Source organism: Flaviramulus multivorans, from assembly GCF_021728415.1.
Taxonomy (GTDB): Bacteria; Bacteroidota; Bacteroidia; order Flavobacteriales; family Flavobacteriaceae; genus Sabulilitoribacter; species Sabulilitoribacter multivorans.
Genome location: NZ_JAKKDV010000001.1, coordinates 70,158 through 90,151, shown reverse-complemented (window position 1 = coordinate 90,151; position 19,994 = coordinate 70,158). Strand labels below are relative to the sequence as shown.

Below are 19,994 nucleotides of genomic sequence, written 5' to 3'. Positions count from 1 at the left end.
GAATGGACATTAAAAACGCACAAAAAATAGTTGACGATTGGATTAATGCTCACGGGGTACGTTATTTTAACGAGCTTACTAATATGGCACAACTTACTGAAGAAGTAGGTGAGGTAGCGCGTATTATAGCACGTAGATATGGTGAACAAAGCGAAAAGGAAAGCGATAAAGACAAAGACCTTGGAGAAGAACTGGCCGATGTTTTATTTGTAGTTTTATGTTTAGCTAACCAAACAGGAGTTGATTTGCAACAAGCTTTTGATAAAAGAATGGATAAGAAGGCAAAACGTGATCATGATAGGCACCATAATAACGAAAAATTGAAATGATCATTTATTAAAATGGAAGGTATTAAGAATTCAGGTAAAACCTAGAAAAAAAACTGAATTACTTAGTATTAATCTCGATTATCGAGTAAATTTGTATGCTTTAGGAAGCAAGTCAATTTTACAATGAACATTACCCTTCACAAATCAAAAATCGTTAATGAAAAATCTGAAGTTACGATTACAGGTTCTAAAAGCGAATCGAATAGACTCTTACTTTTACAAGCCTTATATCCAAACATAAAACTTCAAAATGTTTCAAATTCTGATGATAGTAATTTAATGACCAATGCATTAAATTCAAATTCAGAAGTAGTAGATATCCATCACGCTGGAACTGCTATGCGATTTTTAACGGCCTATTTTTCAATTCAAGAAGGTAGAGAGGTCGTGCTTACGGGATCGAAGCGAATGAAAGAAAGACCAATTCAAATATTAGTCGAGGCACTTCAGGAGTTAGGAGCCGAAATAAGTTATGAAGAAAATGAAGGATATCCACCCATAAAAATTAAAGGAAAAAAGCTAACAAAAAATAAAGTATCGTTAAAAGCCAATGTAAGTAGCCAGTACATTTCAGCATTGTTGTTAATTGCACCAAAACTTGAAAATGGTTTGGAATTAACACTTGAGGGCGAAATAACATCGGTTCCATATATTAAAATGACTTTAAGTTTGTTAGATGAGATCGGTGTTGAATCTTCATTTGTAGGTAACACCATTACTGTAAAACCAAAAAATAATCATAAGCAACCAACAACCTTAACCGTAGAGTCTGATTGGTCTTCAGCATCTTATTACTTTAGTATTGCTGCTTTAAGCGAACTAGGAACAGAGATAACCTTGTCTTCTTATAAAAAGGACTCCTTGCAAGGAGATTCTACTTTGGTAGATGTCTATAAGCATTTTGGAGTAGAAAGCATTTTTAGCAATAATAAAGTGACTTTAATTAAGAAAACAGCAAATTTCAGACCGTTAAGTTTAGATTTAAAAAACGCACCAGATATTGCGCAAACTATTGCGGTAACCTGTTTTGCATTAGGAATTGCTTGCGATTTAAAAGGATTGCATACCTTAAAAATTAAGGAAACCGATAGGTTAGTGGCTTTAAAAACCGAGATTGAGAAATTGGGTGGTCACGTTAAAATAACCGATAAATCTTTGCATTTAACAGCATCAACTCATATTAAAGAGTCTGTTTCAATAGGTACTTATAATGACCATAGAATGGCTATGGCATTTGCACCGTTAGCACTAAAAACACCAATTATTATTGAAGATGCTGAAGTAGTTTCAAAGTCCTATCCAACCTTTTGGGACGACTTAAAATCTATAGGATTTAAAATATCTGAATAATAATTACTTAAATACTTGACAACCCCTATTCCCAGATTGTATATTTGCAACCTTTGTTATAAAAAATAATAAATATTATATATGAAATTATCACACTTCGGCTTCAATTTACCTGAAGAATTATTAGCGGAATATCCAGCAGAAAACAGAGATGAATCACGTTTAATGGTTTTAAACAGAAAAGATCAAACCATCGAGCATAAAATGTTCAAAGATTTAATCAATTATTTTGATGAGGATGATGTTTTAATATTAAACAACACCAAAGTATTTCCTGCCAGATTATATGGTAATAAAGAAAAAACAGGTGCTAGAATAGAAGTGTTTTTATTAAGAGAACTTAATGAAGAGCAACGTCTTTGGGATGTTTTGGTTGATCCAGCTCGTAAAATAAGAATTGGAAACAAGCTTTATTTTGGCGATGACGATATGTTGGTTGCTGAAGTCATTGACAATACAACCTCTAGAGGGCGTACACTGCGCTTTTTATTTGATGGTTCTTACAGAGAGTTCCGTATAAAACTAAACGAATTAGGAGAAACTCCTCTACCAAAATACATAAAACGAGACGTACAACCAGAAGACGAAGATCGTTACCAAACCATTTATGCAAAAAACGAAGGTGCTGTTGCAGCGCCAACGGCAGGACTTCACTTTTCTAAACACTTACTAAAGCGTTTAGAAATTAAAGGTGTTAATTTTGCCGAAGTAACATTGCATGTAGGTTTAGGGACTTTTAATCCAGTTGAGGTTGAAGATTTATCGAAACACAAAATGGATAGTGAGGAGCTTAAAATTGATGCAAAAGCAGTAGAAATTGTTAATAAAGGCATCAAAAACAAAAAGCGCGTATGTGCCGTGGGTACGACAGCAATGCGAGCTATCGAGAGTGCTGTGTCATCAAACGGTATGTTAAACGAAACAGAAGGATGGACCAATAAGTTTATTTTCCCTCCATACGATTTTAGCATTGCTAACTGTATGGTTACCAATTTCCATACGCCTAAATCAACGCTTTTAATGATGGTTTCAGCCTTTGCTGGTCACGATTTTATAAAGAAAGCATACCAAGAGGCTATCAAAGAGCAATACAAATTTTACAGTTATGGCGACGCCATGTTAATTCTATAAAACGTAAGGTCTTAAATTATTTAAGACCTTTTTTTACGCTTAGTTTTCACTGTTACTAGGGCATTCCCCAAGGGTCGCGCTTTCGGCAGTCGCTTTTTTGTGTTGCATAAGTGCAACAACACAAAAAGAGCTTCAACAAAGCCTCAATCTCTAATGCAAAACGCTCTATCATTTTATAATTCGTAAACCAAAAATCGTAAATCGAAAAACCTTTCACTATTTTTGCATCACTTATGGCATCAGGTAAAAAAGATATTCGCGCATTAACCAAAGAGCAATTACGAGACTTCTTTGTAGAGCAAGGCGATAAAGCCTTTCGAGGTAATCAAGTTTATGAATGGCTTTGGCAAAAAGCAGCACATACTTTTGATGATATGACTAATATATCAAAAGAAACACGCCAAATGCTAGAAGATAATTTTGTTATCAATCACATTAAAGTTGATAACATGCAGCGTAGTAAGGATGGCACCATTAAAAATGCTGTACGACTACATGATGGTTTAATAGTAGAGTCTGTTTTAATTCCAACCGCTACCCGTACAACCGCTTGTGTATCAAGTCAAGTAGGCTGTAGTTTAGATTGTAAATTTTGCGCTACGGCACGTTTAAAACGCATGCGCAACTTAAATCCTGATGAAATTTACGATCAAGTGGTTGCTATTGATAATGAAAGCAGATTGTATCATAATCGTCCGTTAAGTAATATCGTATTTATGGGCATGGGCGAACCGCTTATGAACTACAATAATGTACTAAAAGCTATTGATAAAATTACCTCTGATGAAGGATTAGGGATGTCTCCAAAACGTATTACAGTATCAACGTCGGGCGTGCCAAAAATGATTAAAAAAATGGCAGATGATGCCGTTAAATTTAATTTAGCTGTATCATTACATTCTGCAATCGATGAGGTTCGTACCTCCATTATGCCATTTAATGAAACCTTTCCCTTGGAAGATTTACGCGAGGCTTTGGAGTATTGGTATGCAAAAACAAAGCGTAAAATTAGTTACGAGTACGTGGTTTGGAAAGGTATTAACGATACGCAAAAAGATATTGATGCCTTTGTAAAGTTTTGTAAATATGTACCTTGTAAAGTAAATATTATAGAATACAATCCTATTGACGATGGCGAGTTTCAGCAAGCAACAAATGACGCGTTGGAACAATATATTAGTACGTTAGAAAAAAATAGAATTGTAGTAAACGTACGCCGAAGTAGAGGTAAAGATATTGATGCCGCTTGCGGACAGTTGGCTAATAAATCATAATACTTATATTAGCTTCTTCTTAAAATAGAATATTGAAAATAGTAGAGCAAATAAAGCAACCTATAGCCTTTGAAATGGAACTTTTCGAACAGAAGTTTCAATTATCAATGTCTAGCAAAGTAGCATTGCTTAATAGAATCACGCATTACATTGTAAACCGCAAGGGCAAACAAATGCGACCCATGTTTGTGTTTTTGGTAGCAAAAATGGTTTCCAATGGTGAGGTTAGTGAGCGAACCTATCGAGGCGCTTCGGTTATTGAGTTAATACACACCGCTACTTTAGTGCACGACGATGTGGTTGATGATAGTAACCGTCGAAGAGGCTTCTTTTCAGTAAACGCGCTTTGGAAAAATAAAATAGCCGTTTTAATAGGGGATTTTTTACTATCAAAAGGCTTGTTGTTGTCTATTGATAATAACGATTTTGATTTGCTTAAAATCATATCAATTGCGGTGCGTGAAATGAGCGAAGGCGAACTACTTCAAATTGAAAAAGCACGAAAACTAGATATCACCGAAGATGTGTATTACGAAATTATCCGTCAGAAAACAGCAACTTTAATTGCGGCGTGTTGCAGTTTAGGTGCCGCATCAGTAAAACCAGAATCCGTGCATGTGGAAACCATGCGAAAATTTGGCGAACTTATAGGAATGGCGTTTCAAATAAAAGACGATTTGTTTGATTATGGTAATACTCAAATAGGTAAACCTACAGGTATTGATATTAAAGAACAAAAAATGACCTTGCCTTTAATTTATGTGCTCAATCAAGTATCTAAACAAGATAAAAATTGGTTGATAAACTCAATAAAAAATCATAATAAAGATTCCAAACGTGTTAAGGAAGTGATTGCTTTTGTAAAAGAACGTGGTGGTTTGGAGTATGCCGTAAATAAAATGAAAGCCTTTCAAGAGGAAGCCTTACAGCTTTTAAAAACTTATCCAGAATCAAAATATAAAAATTCGCTAGAACTTATGGTGAATTATGTGATAGATAGAAAAAAGTAGTTATATTTTTTCAATTTCGTTTAACGGTCTTGTATAAGGATAGTTGCGGATTTGCGTGCGAGGATTTTCCGAAGGAAAATCAGATGTAGCAAATGCGTAACTACCTTTGTTTTAGCACAAAACCGCAATTATTTTTATACGGTGTTGGGCATAGTTATTTTAATCTACATAAAGTTCAGTGGCTTTTCCCAATTCAGTTCCGTTGACTATGAATTTTATTTCTTTTTTTGATTTCGGAACTTGAACAATTAAAAAAGGTGATAATTCCTTATCGTCATTTTCTGTATTTGAATTCACAAGATTATATTCTACAACAAGATTTTTGTCATTTTCCTTAATTCCGATTAGTTCAATTTTGTCAAATCCCTTTTTGTTTTTGTCAGACTGGAAAATCTCGACCAACATTTTCTTTTTATATAGCGTTTTATCGTCAAGATTATATTTTTTTCTAAAATCCGCAGGTAAATAGTCTTTGTTAAAATACTTATTAAAACAAACAATTTGTAAGTCAGGAATTGGCGAGTCAGTTCCTTCTGCGATAGTTTTGAATTCAGTTTTTGTCAGATTTTCATCTTGAGAATAAGCTCTATTGAATGATATAAATCCTAAGAAAAAACATAATAATATTATTCTACTTTTCATTTTCACGGTTTTTGTTTAATTGTTCCCAATGCAATGATATGAATTTTTGTAATTGTTTATATCAGCAGTTAAACGAAGTTATCACTTTTTTCTGACAAAGTCAAACCAAAATAATTTAAATAACTAAGAAGAAAATTATTGCTGTTGCTGGTATTGTTGGGTAAGTTCTAAATTGCGTTTGTAACTATTATAGGCATCTTCAAGTGCCATTTTTTGGTCTGGAAATGAAGGCGTCAAATCATTTTTGTTGGTTTTTACTTCCACTTTTACATGTAATTCAGATTCTACATTGCCTTTAAAAACGCCTTTAATAGGTGCACAATCGCTATATGCTCTTCCAGTAGCTAGTTTTACATGATATTCGTTAGCAATAACATTATTAGTAGGATCGAATCCCAACCAGCCATAAAACGGTATATAGGCTTCTATCCAAGCATGGGTAGCGCCTTCGCCACGGGTATTACTACCACTAGGGCAAATATATCCGCTAACGTATTTTGCGGGAATACCAACCATACGTATCATTTGTAAAAGAATATGAGTAAAATCTTGACAAACACCTGCTTTTAGTTTCCAAACCAAATCTAGTTTAGAATCGACATTGGTAATACCAGGCATGTATTTGAAATTTTTATAAATATATTCGGAAAACTCAAGTACTAACTTATAGGGTGATAGTGTACTAAGGTCCTTTGTTTTTATTATATCCAGAATATCAGGAGTGCCATCAAAGATTTTATATTTTAAATAATCAATATAATCCGTATGATATTTTAAAGCAAATAGGGCGTCCCACTGTTTTTCTATAGGTTCAGTATCGTTTGGATATTGTATCCCCATGGTTTCTACTTCAATTTCCGAAATAATGGAAAGTTTAGTATGTGGTTCAGTAATCATAAAAGAGCCAACGATATTGTGGTAATAATCTTGAAAGGTTTCTATTCTAGGATTATTAGTAATAGAAAGTGTGTGCGATACTACTTGTTGTTTGCTATCATTAACAGGATGTAAGCGCGTAAGTGTAGCACCATCAATAACGGTGTTGCTGTAGGTGTAATTAGTGGTATGTTTTATAAAAAAAGTTGGCATGGGTTTTTAAATCAATTTTGAGAAAAATAAACAGCGTTTATACTTAGAGAAATGTTATTTATATCCTCTTTAATATCAATGATAAATTTACTCAATCCGTCGTCGATAATAGACTCAATAGTAGTGTATTTTATTCTACTTTCAAGCTTTCCGAGCAAAAATTCTATATTATTTTTTTCTAACTCATTACTTTCGATAAGTCTGTGTATATGTCTACTAAGCTTATTGATGCAGTAATAAACCGATCTTGGGAACGATTTGTCTTGAAAAACCATACGTATTAAATGCGCTTCGTTAAAGGTAGATTTATGAGTTTTTAAATATAACTGATACCCGCCAATGGAAAGTAATAAATTTTTCCAGTAAAAACTTTTCTCTAAATTATCAGATGTATTACCAATATCGGTAAGTTTTAAAGAGGTGAAATCAGCAATTAAGTTAACCCTTTCTAAATACTTTCCTATATTCATAAAATAATATGAAGCTCCTCGTTCTTGAGTAATATCGAAGGTTCCGTTATACACTAAATGAAATTTCCTTAAATCTTCTAAAAAGGCTACTGGGTCATCTTCTTTTAGGCGTTTTGGTAAATTTTTATCTATTAAAAACAAGTAATAATTGTTTATACACAGCCAAAGTTCTCGAGAGATATGCTCTTGAACACTTCTGGCATTTTCTCTAGCTTTTGTAACGATGTTTAAAATAGAATTAGAATTATCTAAATTAAAAACCATAAAATCGATGCACTCAATAGCATCTTCAGTATAAAACTCATTGTCGGTAGTAGTAAAATTTTTAATTATTGGAGACCAAGAAAATAGTTCGGGCGAGTCTTGATTGGCATAATAATTTACCTTTAGTAAACCTAAAATACCATTTCCTCGTTCCATATATCGGTCTAACCAAATAAGGTTATTTGCTACTCTACTTAACATATTTTTGTTGTTTTAAGGTTTATTCTATAACCCAAGTGTCCTTACTACCACCACCTTGAGAACTATTTACGACTAATGAGCCTTTTTTTAATGCTACTCTGGTGAGTCCGCCAGGGCAAATATCAATATCATTTTTTCCGCAAAGCGCAAATGGACGTAAATCGATACAACGAGGGGATAATTTCCCATCGATATAACAAGGTGCAGTTGAGAGTCTTAAAATAGGTTGAGCTATAAAGTTTTCAGGTTTTTTACGTACCGTATTTAAATAATCTTTTATTTCTTCATCTGAAGCTTCATGCCCCATAAGCATACCATAACCACCGCTGCCATCGGTTTTTTTAATAACCATATCTTTTATGTTTTTGGTAACATATTCTAGCTCATCAGGTTTTCCTAACTGGTAAGTTTCTATATTTTTTAAAATAGGTTCTTCGTCTAAATAATATTTAATCATATCAGGCACATAAATATAAATAGCTTTATCATCAGCTATCCCAGTACCAGGAGCGTTAACAATATTGATATTTCCTTTTCGGTAAGCAGCCATAATACCGGCAACACCTAAAACACTATGTGCATTAAACTCTAAAGGGTCTAAAAACTCATCATCAACGCGTCTGTAAATAACATCAACTTGTTTTAAGCCGTTAGTTGTTTTCATATATACAAAATGGTCTTTCACAACCAAATCGCTTCCTTCGACTAATTCAATACCCATTAATCTAGCTAGTGTAGTATGTTCGTAATAAGCCGAATTGTAAATACCTGGAGTTAGTAATACAACTTTTGGATTCACTTTATCCGATAGTTCTTTGAGCTTTTGATACAACAAATTTGGATAGTTAGAGACTACTCGAACATTTGCTTTGGGTAATAAACCTGGAAACAAACGTTTTGAAATCTCTCTATTTTCTAGCATATAACTAACACCTGAAGGGGTTCTTAAGTTATCTTCAAGTACATAAAACTCGCCGTCATTATTTCGTATTAAATCCACACCAGAAATATGTACATATACATCGTGTGGTACTTTAACACCCATCATTTCACGTAAAAAATTAGGACACGAGTAAATTAAATCTGCAGGGATAATACCATCCTTAATAATAAATTGGTCGTTATAAACATCTTTAATAAACAAGTTTAAAGCCTTCAAACGTTGCTTTATACCACTCTCAATTTTAGTCCATTCAGCTGCAGTTATAATTCTTGGAACAATATCAAAAGGAAATATTTTTTCAATACCTTCATTATCGCTGTAAACGGTAAACGTAACCCCTTGACTCATAAATAATTGCTTAGAAAGGTCTTCTTTTTTTGAAAGCTTTTCAGGCGAGGTGTTTTCAAGATATTTTATAAAGTCTTCATATTGATTTCTAAACTCTGCATTATTATTATACATTTCATCCCAAGTTTTTGGAAGCAAATCATAAGAAGAAAAAAGAGGGTTACTTTGCATAGGCTATAGGTATATTACCAAATATAGCTAATATTTAATATGTATTCAATGATTTGGGATTTTAAGTAAATAAAATTCAACACTTTTTAATATATGATGAATTTTTAGTAGAATATATTTCATTTTGTGATTTATTTAATACTTAAATTTAATGTTTCGAAAAATTTTTAAAAATAAAACAACTCTTAGGCAACCATTTGCATAAAATTTGCGTCTTTATAAATAGTAAGGCAAAATGAAAACATTGTTGAAAGTAATTCAGCTACATAAAAACGAATCGATGCTTATAAAAAAAGCGATGAAACAAAATCGCGAAGCACAACATGTATTATTTAATATACATGCTCCAAAAATGTTAAGTGTTTGCAGATATTATATAAAAGATATTCAACAAGCTGAAGAGGCCATGCTTAATGGGTTTTTTAAAGTGTTTTCAAATATAAAAAGCTTTAAACACGAAGGAAGTTTTGAAGGTTGGATAAGGCGAATTATGATTAGAGAGTGTATTTCGTTTTTAAGACAGCAAAAAAAAATTGAGTTCCCTGTTGAAGAAGCTATCGTTGAAAATGATTTTTCTAATAATATAAACACCGATATCGAAGTAGCTCAGATACAGGAACTCATTGATATGCTACCTGAAGGTTATAAAACCGTTTTTGTCATGTACGCCATTGAAGGGTATCAACACAATGAAATTTCAGAGATGTTAAACATATCTGAAGGTACATCAAAATCGCAATTATTTAAAGCACGAAAAGTGCTTCAAGAAAAAATAAAAGAATTAAATAAAATAACAAGCTATGGCACCACTTAAATATGAAGAGCAGTTAAAAGAGAAGCTTGAAAAGCGCAGGCTTGAGCCATCATCTGATGCCTGGGAGAAACTTTCCACTAGATTAGATGAGAACGAAACAAAAAATAATAAACCTTACTGGTGGCTTGGTATTGCTGCAAGCATAATAGGTGTATTGTTTGTAATATCTCAATTTTTAAGTCATGAAACTTCTTTAGAAGTAACTCCTAAGGTGGTAACACCCGATGTTATTCAACAAGAAAATCCAATTAAAGTGGTTTCGGAAGATTTGAACACTGCTGAAAGTGATATGAAAGAAGCTAATAAAGAGATTTTGAAGCCTTCTAAATCAGGTACATTATTAAAAACGAATACGGTTGAAGAATCTAAAGTGGCTGTAGTAGAAGAATCAGAAATTCTTAAGGATCATGGTGCGGTTATTACCCCAAAAAGCTTACCCAAAGAGTCTTTAACTTTTGAACAGCAAAAAATAAATGAGGTTGTTGCCCAAGTACAAGCATTGAAAAATAAAAGTAATGTTGTCACAGATGCTGATATTGATGCCTTGTTAGAACAAGCACAGAAAGAAGTTAGATTACATAAATTAATTAATGAAACTACTGGAGTGGTTGATGCTGATGCATTGCTTCAAGACGTTGAAGCGGATTTAGATCAATCCTTTAGAAGTAAGGTTTTCGAAGCCGTAAAATCAAGTTACAATTCGGTAAAAACTGCAGTTGCCCAACGTAACAATTAAATTCAATCAATTAAATCGAGGTTCATAAAAGAACATAAAAAACGAACAGTTATGCAAACAATTACGAAGTATTTAGCACTATTTGTGCTGTGTGTGTCTATGCAATTAATTCATGCACAAGACACTATTCAAAATGCGAATAACAAAGACAAAATCGCTACCCTAGAAACCGTTAAGGAAGAAATTAAAAACCAAGAACGAGAGTTTTTAAAAGCCGAAGTAGAAGCCATAAATATACGTTTAGACAATGGCGATATTACAAGTGAACAAGCTGAAAACCTAAAAAAGGAAGCTGCTAAAAAGCGTGCTTTGAATATTGAAAATAGGATAGCTATTATTGACAATAAAATAGCACTTTTAAAACGTAATGATGATGGTTATATAACCAATGAAGATGAAGAGGTTTCTAAAATTGGTTTTAGTATTGGTAATGAAGAAGGAAGTTTTGTGGGTATTAATATTAACAATAAAAACAAACCGAGAAAATACGACCTAAGAACTACCAGTGATTTTGTATTAGCATTTGGATTAAATAATGCAATTATAGATGGTGAAAATCTTGACGATTCTCCTTATAAATTTGGAGGTTCTCGATTTTTTGAAATAGGTTGGGCGTGGAAAACACGTGTATTTAAAGAGTCTAATTTCGTACGATTTAAATATGGATATTCTTTTCAAATTAATGGATTAAAACCAGATGATAATCAGTATTTCGTCCAGCAAGGAGACCAAACTGTTTTACAGGAATTTCCTGAAAATCTAAAAAAATCTAAATTAACAATCACCAACTTAGTGTTCCCAGTTCATTTTGAGTTTGGTCCTTCAAAACGTATAGATAAAGACACATATTTTAGATATTCAACCGATAATAAATTTAAAATAGGCTTAGGTGGATATGCTGGTTTTAATATTGGTACGCGTCAAAAATTGAAATACGAATTGGATGGCGAACGTGTAAAAGACAAGCAAAAAAGAGGGTTTAATACGACTAATTTAGTTTACGGTTTAAGTGGTTACGTAGCTTTTGACGAAGTAGCCTTGTATGTTAAATATGATTTGTCGCCTATTTTTAAAGATCAAATGGTTGAACAGAATAACATTTCAATAGGAGTGAGATTTGATATGGATTAGATTAAAACTTAAAAGCATAAAAAAAGCGAAATATTGTTTTCGCTTTTTTTATGCTATACATTATTGTTTAGAATCATTGACTTCTTTTTCTAAATGGTCTAAATACAAAATACCATTTAAATGATCTATTTCGTGTTGAAATATAACCGATGTAAAAGCATCAACGGTTTCGGTTTTATGTTCACCATTCATGGTGTCGTATTCAATATCAATGGCAAAAGCTCTATTGCTTAAAGTTTCGCGCCTGTTAGGAATAGATAAGCAACCTTCTTTATTGGTTTGCTTCTCGTCTGAATATTTTGTTATTTGCGGGTTTAGATACACTTCAAAAGGTAAATTTTCTTTATCCAATCGTTGTACCCAAATAATATTTTTTAATATACCAACTTGTGGAGCCGCAATACCCAAACCTAACGATGCACTATCTGTTACCGTAGCATAAAGTCTTTTTACAAAATTTTGTAAAATAGGATTATTAGGGTCTGGTTTTATATAAGTGCTTTTAGTTCTAAGTAGCAGTGAGTCTTGTTTATTGGTAATCTTATAAACTCGCATAGGTTTTAGGCTATCCGCATTCATAATTAGCTTTATTTCTTCAGAAGAAAATGAAGGTTTAGATACATTTTTAGCACCAGAACATCCTAAAACAAGGAGAGCAATTAAAACTGTAAAGAAGCAATTTTTCATAAGAGTGGGATTAAATGTCAATTAACGATTTACCATTCGTTAATTCTATTAGAATCTAATTTAATGAAAATAAAAACTAAAATAGTAAAAGCCCAAAGACCAGAACCACCATAGCTAAATAGAGGCAAAGGAATACCAATGGTAGGAATTAGTCCCATTACCATTCCAATATTCACAAGAAAATGGATAAAAATTATAGAAGCTACACTATAACCATAAACTCTGCTAAATTGAGACTTTTGCAATTCAGCTAAATGTAAAATGCGTAACAATAGTAAAACAAAAACAATAACAACAAAGGCACTTCCTAAAAAGCCCCATTCTTCACCTACCGTACTAAAAATATAATCGGTATGTTGTTCAGGTACAAATTTCCCTGTAGTTCTTGTACCTTCCATAAAACCTTTTCCAGAAAGACCGCCAGAGCTAATGGCTTTTTCTGATTCGTTTAAGTTATATGCAAAAGTTTGCTTCATTTTTTCAAGCTTTTCAGGATCTTTTTCTAAGCGAAGCCATAAGCTTATACGTTCTTGTTGATGTGGTTTTAAAATGCTTTCATAAAAAAATTTTACTCCAAATGAAATCACAAAAGCAGCAATTATTATAAACAGAGATTGATAAATCCGTAACTTTTTTTTATTGAAAAAATGAAATACAATTACAAAGATGGCTGCAAATATGGACGTTAATACGGCCCCAAATTTTAACGATAAAACAGATATTAATATAGCAGATATGCTTATGGTTAAATAATACTGCGGTAACCCTTCTCTATACAAAACAAAAAAGAATGCTGCATAAACTATGGTACTACCTGTATCGTTTTGTAATAAAACTAATAAGGCTGGAAGAAGTACGATGATAAAAGTTCGTATTTGGTCTTTAAAAGAATTCATATTAGTATTCAAATCACTAATATATTTAGCTACAGCAAGTGAGGTTGCTACCTTAGCAAACTCACTGGGCTGGATAGTAAAACTTCCAATACCATACCACGACGTAGCACCATTTACGTTTTTCCCAAATATAAAGAGCCCAATTAAAGAGATGATAGATACAATATAAAAAATACTGGAAAAACGTTCATAAAACTTAGCATCTATAGCCAGTAAAAGAATAATTAATCCGAATGTTAAGAAAATAAAAATGAGTTGTTTGCCAAAGGGCTGTGAGAAATCGAAATAATTAACAGTTGGACCAATGTGTGAAGCCGATAAAATATTTAACCATCCAAAACCAACTAACAGTAAAAAAAGAATAATAGTAATCCAATCGAACTTAAAATGTCTATTCGTTTCTCTAACCATTAATTCTCAATCTTTTTAAAGGCTTTAAGTTGCTCTTTCAATTTAAGGTGTTCCTGTTCCTCAACTATCTGTAATGTAGTTTGCTCATTAATTTTAAACGGTTGGCCAGAATATGGTTTAGCATATTCATTTTCTAAACTATGTTTAAGTAACCAGTCTTCCAAATCAGTTCTAGTAATATACCCTTTTATATGCTTTTCTATCATTAAACTAGCAACCTTTCCTGCAAATCTACTTCCCCAATAACCATTTTCAACAAAAACTGCAATGGCAATTTTTGGATTATTTTTTGGAGCAAATGCTAAAAAAATAGAATGGTCTGTTAATTGGGTTTTTACGCTATCAATGATTGCAAAATTTTCAACGGTTCCTGTTTTTCCGCAAATATCTATATCTTTTATTTGTAAGGAAGATGCAGTTCCTTTTTTGTAAACCTGTAGCATACCCTCAATTACTGGCTCAAAATGTTTTCTGTCAATGCTCGTGTATTTTGGAGTTGTAAATTGTTCCGGAAGTGTTTCTCCCTCAATTTTTTTAACTATATGAGGCGTATAAAAATAACCCCTATTGGCTATCGCTGCTGCCATATTAGCCAATTGAATGGGAGTTGTAGCTACCTCTCCTTGGCCAATAGCATTGGATATGGTATAGGTTGAATAAAAAGTATTCGGGTAGATTCTTTTGTAATAATCTCTGTCTGGAATTCTCCCTTTCTGACCAACTTTTAAATCATAGCCTAAAAAGTCTCCTAAGCCAAAACTCTTAGCATGTTTACTCCAATTATTTATGCCATCAGAAGCGCTTCCATTTTTATCTAAAATTTTTCTGTAAGTTGTAGCAAAATAAGCATTGCAAGATCTTTGTATACCATCAATCAGGTCGTTTCTTGTGCCATAATTACAATGGCATTTCATAATTCTGTTCCCATATCTATAGCCTTTATAGCACGTAACCGTTTCATTGGGTGTAATAACACCTTCTTGAAGTGCAATTAAGGCATTCATTAGTTTGAAAGGAGAACCAGGTTCGTAAACCCCTTGTAAGCTCCTATTAAAAAGGGGTTTAGCGATGGAGTCATTATACAGCATTGTGAAGTTTTTTGATCGGCCTCTTCCAACTAAAATATTTGGGTCGTACGTAGGGGCTGCCACCATAGCGAGTATTTCTCCTGAGGATGGCTCGATGGCTATTACACCACCGCGTTTATTTTTCATCAATAACTCACCATAAGCCTGTAATTGTGCATCAATCGTTATGGCAACATCTTTTCCTTGCTTTGGTAAGGTATCAAATATTCCACCTTTATATGGTCCTATATTTCTGTTAAATCTGTCTTTTTGAATAAACTTAATGCCCTTTACCCCGCGCAGAATATCTTCATAAGAAGCCTCAACACCTTGTTTACCAATTAAATCGCCCATTTTGTAATAGGGGTCTTTATTTATAATGGCATTGTTAACTTCTCCAATGTCTCCTAAAACATTGGCGCCAATGGTTGTTTGGTAGTATCTTAAAGAACGCTTTTGAATATAAAAGCCCTCAAACTTGCGCATTTTTTCTTGCAATATAGCGTAATCTTCTTTTGATAGTTGCGGAACAAATGGAGACGGCAATCTTGGTGAGTAATTATAAGCTTTATTGAATTTGCTAATGAATTGCTCTTTACTTATTTTTAATAAGTTGCAAAACTCTAAGGTGTCCAACGGTTTTACTTCTCTGGGTATAACCATCACATCATAAGATGGTTGATTTGCTACTAAAAGTTCACCATTTCTGTCGTATACAAAGCCTCTTTTTGGATAATCATAAACTTTTCTAATAGCGTTATCTTCATACAAATTATGGGTACTTGCTTTATAAACTTGCAGATAAAAAAGTCTGGAAATAAATAAAACACCAACAAAAATTATTGATATGAAAAGTAAAAATTGCCTCATTTAGTTTTTCTACTAAAAATAATGGTTATAGTTATACTTAATAAAATAGTAAATATACTTGAGAATAACGTTTTTTGAAGTATTAAAATTATTTTCGAAATGCTAAAAATTTCTAAAGAAAACAAAATAATGTGGTGTAAAACTGTAAGCAAGGTAAAATAAGTAAGTTTTGCACCAAATTCTGCAGAACTAAATTTTATGGTTTGGTGTTCGTAAATGGTTCCAAAAGATGATTTTAAAATAACGGGTCTTATGTAGGCTATAAATACGGATGCTGCAGCATGAATACCACCAGTGTCTGAAAATAAATCGATGGTTAATCCGAGTAAAAAACTTAATAAAATGATGATAATACGGTTGTTTTTAACGGGGAAGAATGCAATAAACAATATGTAAAGATATGGGTTTACATATCCTAAAAAATTAATGTGATTAAATAGAATAACTTGTGCGAGTATTAAAAGAAAAAAACGGACGGTATGTATTGAGAAAATATTATTCATTTATACCGTTTATTAACTTGTTAATTTCAGGAGCATCAATATTTTCAATGATATAAACGTGTTCTAAATTTGTCATATCGTTAAACAACTTCACGTTTAGTTTATAATAATTCTCTGCATCATCTAGCTGAAAGCTTTCAATGGTGCCTACAGGAACACCTTTAGGGAATATTGAAGAACGACCTGATGTAACAATGGTATCACCAACTTTAACTGGTGCTATTTTTGCAATATCGATAAGTTGCGAAAACTCTGGAGATTTTCCATCCCATCTTAAGGTTCCAAAATGATTGGTATTTTTTAATTGAGCACTAATCCTACTTGTAGTATTTAAAATAGATAAAACGGTGGCATAATTTGCGCTTGTTTTATCAATAATTCCTACGATGCCTTTTGATGAAATAACCCCGAAGTCTTGTTGAATACTATCATTAATCCCCCTATTTATGGTTAAGAAATTATCGGTTAAAGCGTAGCTGTTTTTTATAATATTAGCACTGTAAAATCTGTAAGATTTACTAAAAGATAAACTGTCTATAAAAGTTGAGTCTGATGTTATTTGAGAATTACGTATAAGCCAGCGTAATCTTTTATTTTCTTCAACTAATAATTGATTTTGAGATTTTAAATTAAAATATTCACTAATATTATTGACTGAATTGTAAATGCCACCAGTTAAAAAATTAGCTGAATTTATAAATTTACTTTTGTGGTATGAATGTGATTGAATGGTGAATAAAATAGATATACCAAACAGCAACAAGAACAACAAAAAGTTTTTGTTTCTTATTATAAAATTAATAATCTGTTGCATGTTTTAATCCCCTATTTTATCAATACACTCTTGTATTTAGGTAAATTTTTAAGTGTAATACCTGTGCCTCTAACCACGGCTCTTAAAGGGTCTTCAGCTATATAAACTGGTAAATCTGTTTTTTGTGATAAACGTTTATCTAAACCTCGTAACATCGATCCTCCTCCAGCTAAATAGATACCAGTGTTGTAAATATCAGCGGCCAATTCTGGCGGTGTTTGCCCTAATGTTTCCATAACGGCATCTTCAATACGTAAAATAGATTTATCTAAAGCTTTGGCTATTTCTCTATGCGAAATTTGAACCTGTTTAGGCTTACCAGTGAGTAAATCTCTACCCTGAACACTCATGTCATCAGGTGGCAATTCTAAATCTTCTGTTGCTGCACCAATTTGTATTTTTATTTTTTCAGCAGTACGCTCACCAACATAAAGATTATGCTGTGTACGCATGTAATAAACTATGTCGTTTGTAAATACATCACCTGCAATTTTAACCGATTTATCACAAACAATACCACCAAGAGCAATAACTGCAATTTCAGTAGTACCACCACCTATATCTACCACCATATTTCCTTTAGGTTGCATAATATCTACACCAATACCAATTGCTGCAGCCATAGGTTCGTGAATTAAGTAAACTTCTTTGCCATTAACACGTTCAGCACTTTCCTTTACAGCTCGCATTTCTACCTCTGTGATACCAGATGGAATACAAATTACCATTCGAAGTGCAGGAGTGAAGAATTTCTTTTTCAATGCAGGTATGTTTTTAATAAACATACTTATCATTTGCTCTGAAGCATCAAAATCAGCAATTACACCGTCTTTTAATGGGCGAATGGTTTTAATGTTTTCATGGGTTTTACCTTGCATTAAACTGGCTTCTTGCCCAACGGCTATTATTTTACCAGAAATCCTGTCGCGAGCTACTATAGAAGGTGCATCAACAACAACTTTGTCGTTATGTATAATAAGTGTATTTGCAGTACCTAAATCAATTGCAATTTCTTCGGTTAGGAAGTCAAAAAATCCCATGTGCTATTAGTAATTTTATGTGGTTTAAAAACGAATTTCGTAAATGTAATAAAAGTTGATAAATATATGAGTTATAAGTGTGTTCAAAATTCTATTAAAATGAAGTATTTTGTTCTTATACGCTTTTAATCGAGATTTAGACTTTTAAATTAAGTTTTAATGTTTAAAATGACGTGTTCCCGTCATTACCATAGCTACTCCATTTTCATTACAAAAATCTATACTTAATTGGTCTTTTATAGAGCCACCTGGTTGAATAACCGCTTTTATACCAGCACTATTTGCAATTTCTACACAATCTGGAAACGGAAAAAACGCGTCACTTGCCATAACCGCACCATTTAAATCGAATTTAAAACTTCCTGCTTTATGTATAGCTTGCTCCAAGGCATCAACACGACTTGTTTGTCCTGTTCCGCTAGCACATAACTGTTTGTTTTTAGCTAGAACAATGGTGTTAGATTTTGTATGCTTACAAATTTTTGAAGCAAAGATTAAATCATCAATTTGAGTTTGTGTAGGTACCGTATTCGTTACATTTTTTAAATCTTCAGCTTTATCGGTAACATTATTTCTATCCTGAACTAAAACACCATTCAAGCAACTTCTTACATTGGTTTGAGGCATATCTACATCATGAATTTCTAATAAAATTCTATTCTTTTTACCTTTTAAAATTTCTAGCGCTTCCGCAGAAAAAGAAGGCGCAATTACAACTTCGCAGAATAATTTATGAATTTCGTCTGCAGTCGCTTTATCAATTTCCTTATTACTTATTAATACACCACCAAAAGCGGAAACAGGATCGCCAGCCAAAGCATCTACATAAGCTTGGTGTAAGGTGTCACGTTGTGCTAAACCACAGGCGTTATTGTGTTTTAGTATAGCAAATGTAGGTGCATCGTTTTTAAATTCTAACATTAAATTTACAGCAGCATCAACATCTAAAAGATTGTTGTAGCTTAATTCTTTTCCGTGTAGTTTTGTGAATAATTCGTCAAAATCTCCAAAAAAGAATCCTCTTTGATGTGGGTTTTCTCCATAACGCAATACTTTTCCGTTAGTTTCACTAATTTTTAAAGCAGCTTCTTCATGATTTTTGTTGAAATAGTTGAAAATAGCAGTATCGTAATGTGAAGACACATTAAAAGCTTTTCCTGCAAAACGCTTTCTGTCTTCTTCTGAAATAGAACCGTTATTAGCTGATATCAACTCTAAAAACTCAGCATAATCTTTAACAGAAGATACACAAATAACATCTGCATAATTTTTTGCTGCGGCACGAATTAATGAAATCCCGCCTATATCTATTTTTTCAATAATATCTTGGTTGCTAGCACCAGAAGCTACTGTTTTTTCAAACGGATATAAATCAACAATAACAACATCAATTTGTGGAATTTCATATTCTGCTAATTCTGCAACATCACCATCATGATTTTGACGGTTTAAAATACCTCCAAACACTTTTGGGTGTAATGTTTTAACACGTCCACCAAGAATAGAAGGGTATGAGGTTACATCTTCAACAGGAACCACATTAATACCTAAATCCTTAATAAATTTCTCAGTACCACCCGTAGAATAAATGGTAACACCTTGCTTGTTTAATTCTTTTACAATAGGTTCTAATCCGTCTTTACTAAATACTGAAATTAAAGCAGATTTGATGGTTTTCTCGTTGCTCATTGGTGTTGTGTTGTGTTAAAAGTATTAATGCTTTTTATTTATTTTTTTGAATAATTGCAAAAGTACTTATTTCCAACCAAAAAACGAGTTTAGAACAATGAAAAACAGCAGGTT

General features: G+C 32.7%; 19 protein-coding genes. 8 read left to right on the top strand and 11 right to left on the bottom strand.

What is annotated here, in order from left to right; translation table 11 throughout:
• Positions 1–2: 2 nt before the first annotated feature.
• The 5 genes from L3X39_RS00460 (at position 3) to L3X39_RS00440 (ending at position 5,094) form a co-directional block, all read left to right on the top strand.
• On the top strand, positions 3–329 hold the full coding sequence (locus L3X39_RS00460; RefSeq protein WP_237229404.1) for a nucleotide pyrophosphohydrolase: 327 nt from the start codon (positions 3–5) through the stop codon (positions 327–329).
• Positions 330–452: 123 nt separating this feature from the next.
• Positions 453–1,679, top strand: a complete 1,227-nt coding sequence (gene aroA / locus L3X39_RS00455) for a 3-phosphoshikimate 1-carboxyvinyltransferase (RefSeq protein ID WP_237229403.1) — start codon at positions 453–455, stop codon at positions 1,677–1,679.
• Between the two features lie 81 nt (positions 1,680–1,760).
• Positions 1,761–2,810, top strand: a complete 1,050-nt coding sequence (queA, locus tag L3X39_RS00450) for a tRNA preQ1(34) S-adenosylmethionine ribosyltransferase-isomerase QueA (RefSeq protein ID WP_237229402.1) — start codon at positions 1,761–1,763, stop codon at positions 2,808–2,810.
• 233 nt (positions 2,811–3,043) lie between these two features.
• Positions 3,044–4,084 carry a dual-specificity RNA methyltransferase RlmN gene (gene rlmN / locus L3X39_RS00445; protein ID WP_237229401.1) on the top strand — a complete coding sequence of 347 codons (1,041 nt, stop codon included), beginning with the start codon at positions 3,044–3,046 and terminating at the stop codon, positions 4,082–4,084.
• Between the two features lie 32 nt (positions 4,085–4,116).
• Positions 4,117–5,094 (top strand): polyprenyl synthetase family protein, encoded by a 978-nt coding sequence (locus tag L3X39_RS00440; RefSeq protein WP_237229400.1) that lies wholly within the window; start codon positions 4,117–4,119, stop codon positions 5,092–5,094.
• A 159-nt stretch (positions 5,095–5,253) separates the two neighbouring features.
• Here L3X39_RS00440 and L3X39_RS00435 read toward each other — a convergent pair whose 3' ends face one another.
• From L3X39_RS00435 to L3X39_RS00420, 4 genes are all read right to left on the bottom strand, one after another.
• Positions 5,254–5,736 carry a hypothetical protein gene (locus tag L3X39_RS00435; protein ID WP_237229399.1) on the bottom strand — a complete coding sequence of 161 codons (483 nt, stop codon included), beginning with the start codon at positions 5,734–5,736 and terminating at the stop codon, positions 5,254–5,256.
• A 135-nt stretch (positions 5,737–5,871) separates the two neighbouring features.
• On the bottom strand, positions 5,872–6,825 hold the full coding sequence (locus tag L3X39_RS00430; protein ID WP_237229398.1) for a transglutaminase family protein: 954 nt from the start codon (positions 6,823–6,825) through the stop codon (positions 5,872–5,874).
• Between the two features lie 11 nt (positions 6,826–6,836).
• On the bottom strand, positions 6,837–7,760 hold the full coding sequence (locus tag L3X39_RS00425; RefSeq protein ID WP_237229397.1) for an alpha-E domain-containing protein: 924 nt from the start codon (positions 7,758–7,760) through the stop codon (positions 6,837–6,839).
• Positions 7,761–7,779: 19 nt separating this feature from the next.
• On the bottom strand, positions 7,780–9,222 hold the full coding sequence (locus L3X39_RS00420) for a circularly permuted type 2 ATP-grasp protein (protein WP_237229396.1): 1,443 nt from the start codon (positions 9,220–9,222) through the stop codon (positions 7,780–7,782).
• A gap of 235 nt (positions 9,223–9,457) precedes the next feature.
• On the opposite strand from L3X39_RS00420, the gene L3X39_RS00415 reads away from it, so the two are divergent.
• The 3 genes from L3X39_RS00415 to L3X39_RS00405 are packed head-to-tail and all read left to right on the top strand — an operon-like array spanning position 9,458 to position 11,903.
• On the top strand, positions 9,458–10,036 hold the full coding sequence (locus L3X39_RS00415) for an RNA polymerase sigma factor (RefSeq protein ID WP_237229395.1): 579 nt from the start codon (positions 9,458–9,460) through the stop codon (positions 10,034–10,036).
• Positions 10,023–10,772 carry a hypothetical protein gene (locus L3X39_RS00410; RefSeq protein ID WP_237229394.1) on the top strand — a complete coding sequence of 250 codons (750 nt, stop codon included), beginning with the start codon at positions 10,023–10,025 and terminating at the stop codon, positions 10,770–10,772. Before L3X39_RS00415 ends, L3X39_RS00410 begins: the two co-directional genes overlap by 14 nt.
• Positions 10,773–10,823: 51 nt before the next feature.
• On the top strand, positions 10,824–11,903 hold the full coding sequence (locus L3X39_RS00405) for a hypothetical protein (protein ID WP_237229393.1): 1,080 nt from the start codon (positions 10,824–10,826) through the stop codon (positions 11,901–11,903).
• Positions 11,904–11,963: 60 nt separating this feature from the next.
• Here the strand turns inward: L3X39_RS00405 and def are convergent, their stop codons facing one another.
• The 7 genes from def to purH form a co-directional block, all read right to left on the bottom strand.
• Positions 11,964–12,590: a peptide deformylase gene (gene def / locus L3X39_RS00400; protein ID WP_237229392.1), complete on the bottom strand. Its 627-nt coding sequence runs from the start codon at positions 12,588–12,590 to the stop codon at positions 11,964–11,966.
• A 29-nt stretch (positions 12,591–12,619) separates the two neighbouring features.
• Positions 12,620–13,897 carry a rod shape-determining protein RodA gene (gene rodA / locus L3X39_RS00395; RefSeq protein ID WP_237229391.1) on the bottom strand — a complete coding sequence of 426 codons (1,278 nt, stop codon included), beginning with the start codon at positions 13,895–13,897 and terminating at the stop codon, positions 12,620–12,622.
• Positions 13,897–15,834, bottom strand: a complete 1,938-nt coding sequence (gene mrdA, locus L3X39_RS00390; RefSeq protein WP_237229390.1) for a penicillin-binding protein 2 — start codon at positions 15,832–15,834, stop codon at positions 13,897–13,899. The genes rodA and mrdA overlap by 1 nt, the downstream gene beginning before the upstream one ends.
• Positions 15,831–16,337 carry a rod shape-determining protein MreD gene (gene mreD, locus L3X39_RS00385; protein ID WP_237229389.1) on the bottom strand — a complete coding sequence of 169 codons (507 nt, stop codon included), beginning with the start codon at positions 16,335–16,337 and terminating at the stop codon, positions 15,831–15,833. The genes mrdA and mreD overlap by 4 nt, the downstream gene beginning before the upstream one ends.
• Positions 16,330–17,151, bottom strand: coding sequence for a rod shape-determining protein MreC (gene mreC / locus L3X39_RS00380; RefSeq protein WP_237229388.1), 822 nt, complete (start codon positions 17,149–17,151; stop codon positions 16,330–16,332). The genes mreD and mreC overlap by 8 nt, the downstream gene beginning before the upstream one ends.
• Positions 17,152–17,162: 11 nt before the next feature.
• Positions 17,163–18,191 carry a rod shape-determining protein gene (locus L3X39_RS00375; protein ID WP_237229387.1) on the bottom strand — a complete coding sequence of 343 codons (1,029 nt, stop codon included), beginning with the start codon at positions 18,189–18,191 and terminating at the stop codon, positions 17,163–17,165.
• A gap of 156 nt (positions 18,192–18,347) precedes the next feature.
• Positions 18,348–19,880: a bifunctional phosphoribosylaminoimidazolecarboxamide formyltransferase/IMP cyclohydrolase gene (gene purH, locus L3X39_RS00370; RefSeq protein ID WP_237229386.1), complete on the bottom strand. Its 1,533-nt coding sequence runs from the start codon at positions 19,878–19,880 to the stop codon at positions 18,348–18,350.
• Positions 19,881–19,994 lie beyond the last annotated feature (114 nt).

Bases quoted from the DNA above. Each gene is read 5' to 3' on its own strand.
- L3X39_RS00460 (WP_237229404.1), top strand. From the start codon at position 3: ATGGACATTAAAAACGCACAAAAAATAGTTGACGATTGGATTAATGCT.
- aroA (WP_237229403.1), top strand. From the start codon at position 453: ATGAACATTACCCTTCACAAATCAAAAATCGTTAATGAAAAATCTGAA.
- queA (WP_237229402.1), top strand. From the start codon at position 1,761: ATGAAATTATCACACTTCGGCTTCAATTTACCTGAAGAATTATTAGCG.
- rlmN (WP_237229401.1), top strand. From the start codon at position 3,044: ATGGCATCAGGTAAAAAAGATATTCGCGCATTAACCAAAGAGCAATTA.
- L3X39_RS00435 (WP_237229399.1), bottom strand. From the start codon at position 5,736: ATGAAAAGTAGAATAATATTATTATGTTTTTTCTTAGGATTTATATCA.
- L3X39_RS00430 (WP_237229398.1), bottom strand. From the start codon at position 6,825: ATGCCAACTTTTTTTATAAAACATACCACTAATTACACCTACAGCAAC.
- L3X39_RS00425 (WP_237229397.1), bottom strand. From the start codon at position 7,760: ATGTTAAGTAGAGTAGCAAATAACCTTATTTGGTTAGACCGATATATG.
- L3X39_RS00420 (WP_237229396.1), bottom strand. From the start codon at position 9,222: ATGCAAAGTAACCCTCTTTTTTCTTCTTATGATTTGCTTCCAAAAACT.
- L3X39_RS00415 (WP_237229395.1), top strand. From the start codon at position 9,458: ATGAAAACATTGTTGAAAGTAATTCAGCTACATAAAAACGAATCGATG.
- L3X39_RS00410 (WP_237229394.1), top strand. From the start codon at position 10,023: ATGGCACCACTTAAATATGAAGAGCAGTTAAAAGAGAAGCTTGAAAAG.
- L3X39_RS00405 (WP_237229393.1), top strand. From the start codon at position 10,824: ATGCAAACAATTACGAAGTATTTAGCACTATTTGTGCTGTGTGTGTCT.
- def (WP_237229392.1), bottom strand. From the start codon at position 12,590: ATGAAAAATTGCTTCTTTACAGTTTTAATTGCTCTCCTTGTTTTAGGA.
- rodA (WP_237229391.1), bottom strand. From the start codon at position 13,897: ATGGTTAGAGAAACGAATAGACATTTTAAGTTCGATTGGATTACTATT.
- mrdA (WP_237229390.1), bottom strand. From the start codon at position 15,834: ATGAGGCAATTTTTACTTTTCATATCAATAATTTTTGTTGGTGTTTTA.
- mreD (WP_237229389.1), bottom strand. From the start codon at position 16,337: ATGAATAATATTTTCTCAATACATACCGTCCGTTTTTTTCTTTTAATA.
- mreC (WP_237229388.1), bottom strand. From the start codon at position 17,151: ATGCAACAGATTATTAATTTTATAATAAGAAACAAAAACTTTTTGTTG.
- L3X39_RS00375 (WP_237229387.1), bottom strand. From the start codon at position 18,191: ATGGGATTTTTTGACTTCCTAACCGAAGAAATTGCAATTGATTTAGGT.
- purH (WP_237229386.1), bottom strand. From the start codon at position 19,880: ATGAGCAACGAGAAAACCATCAAATCTGCTTTAATTTCAGTATTTAGT.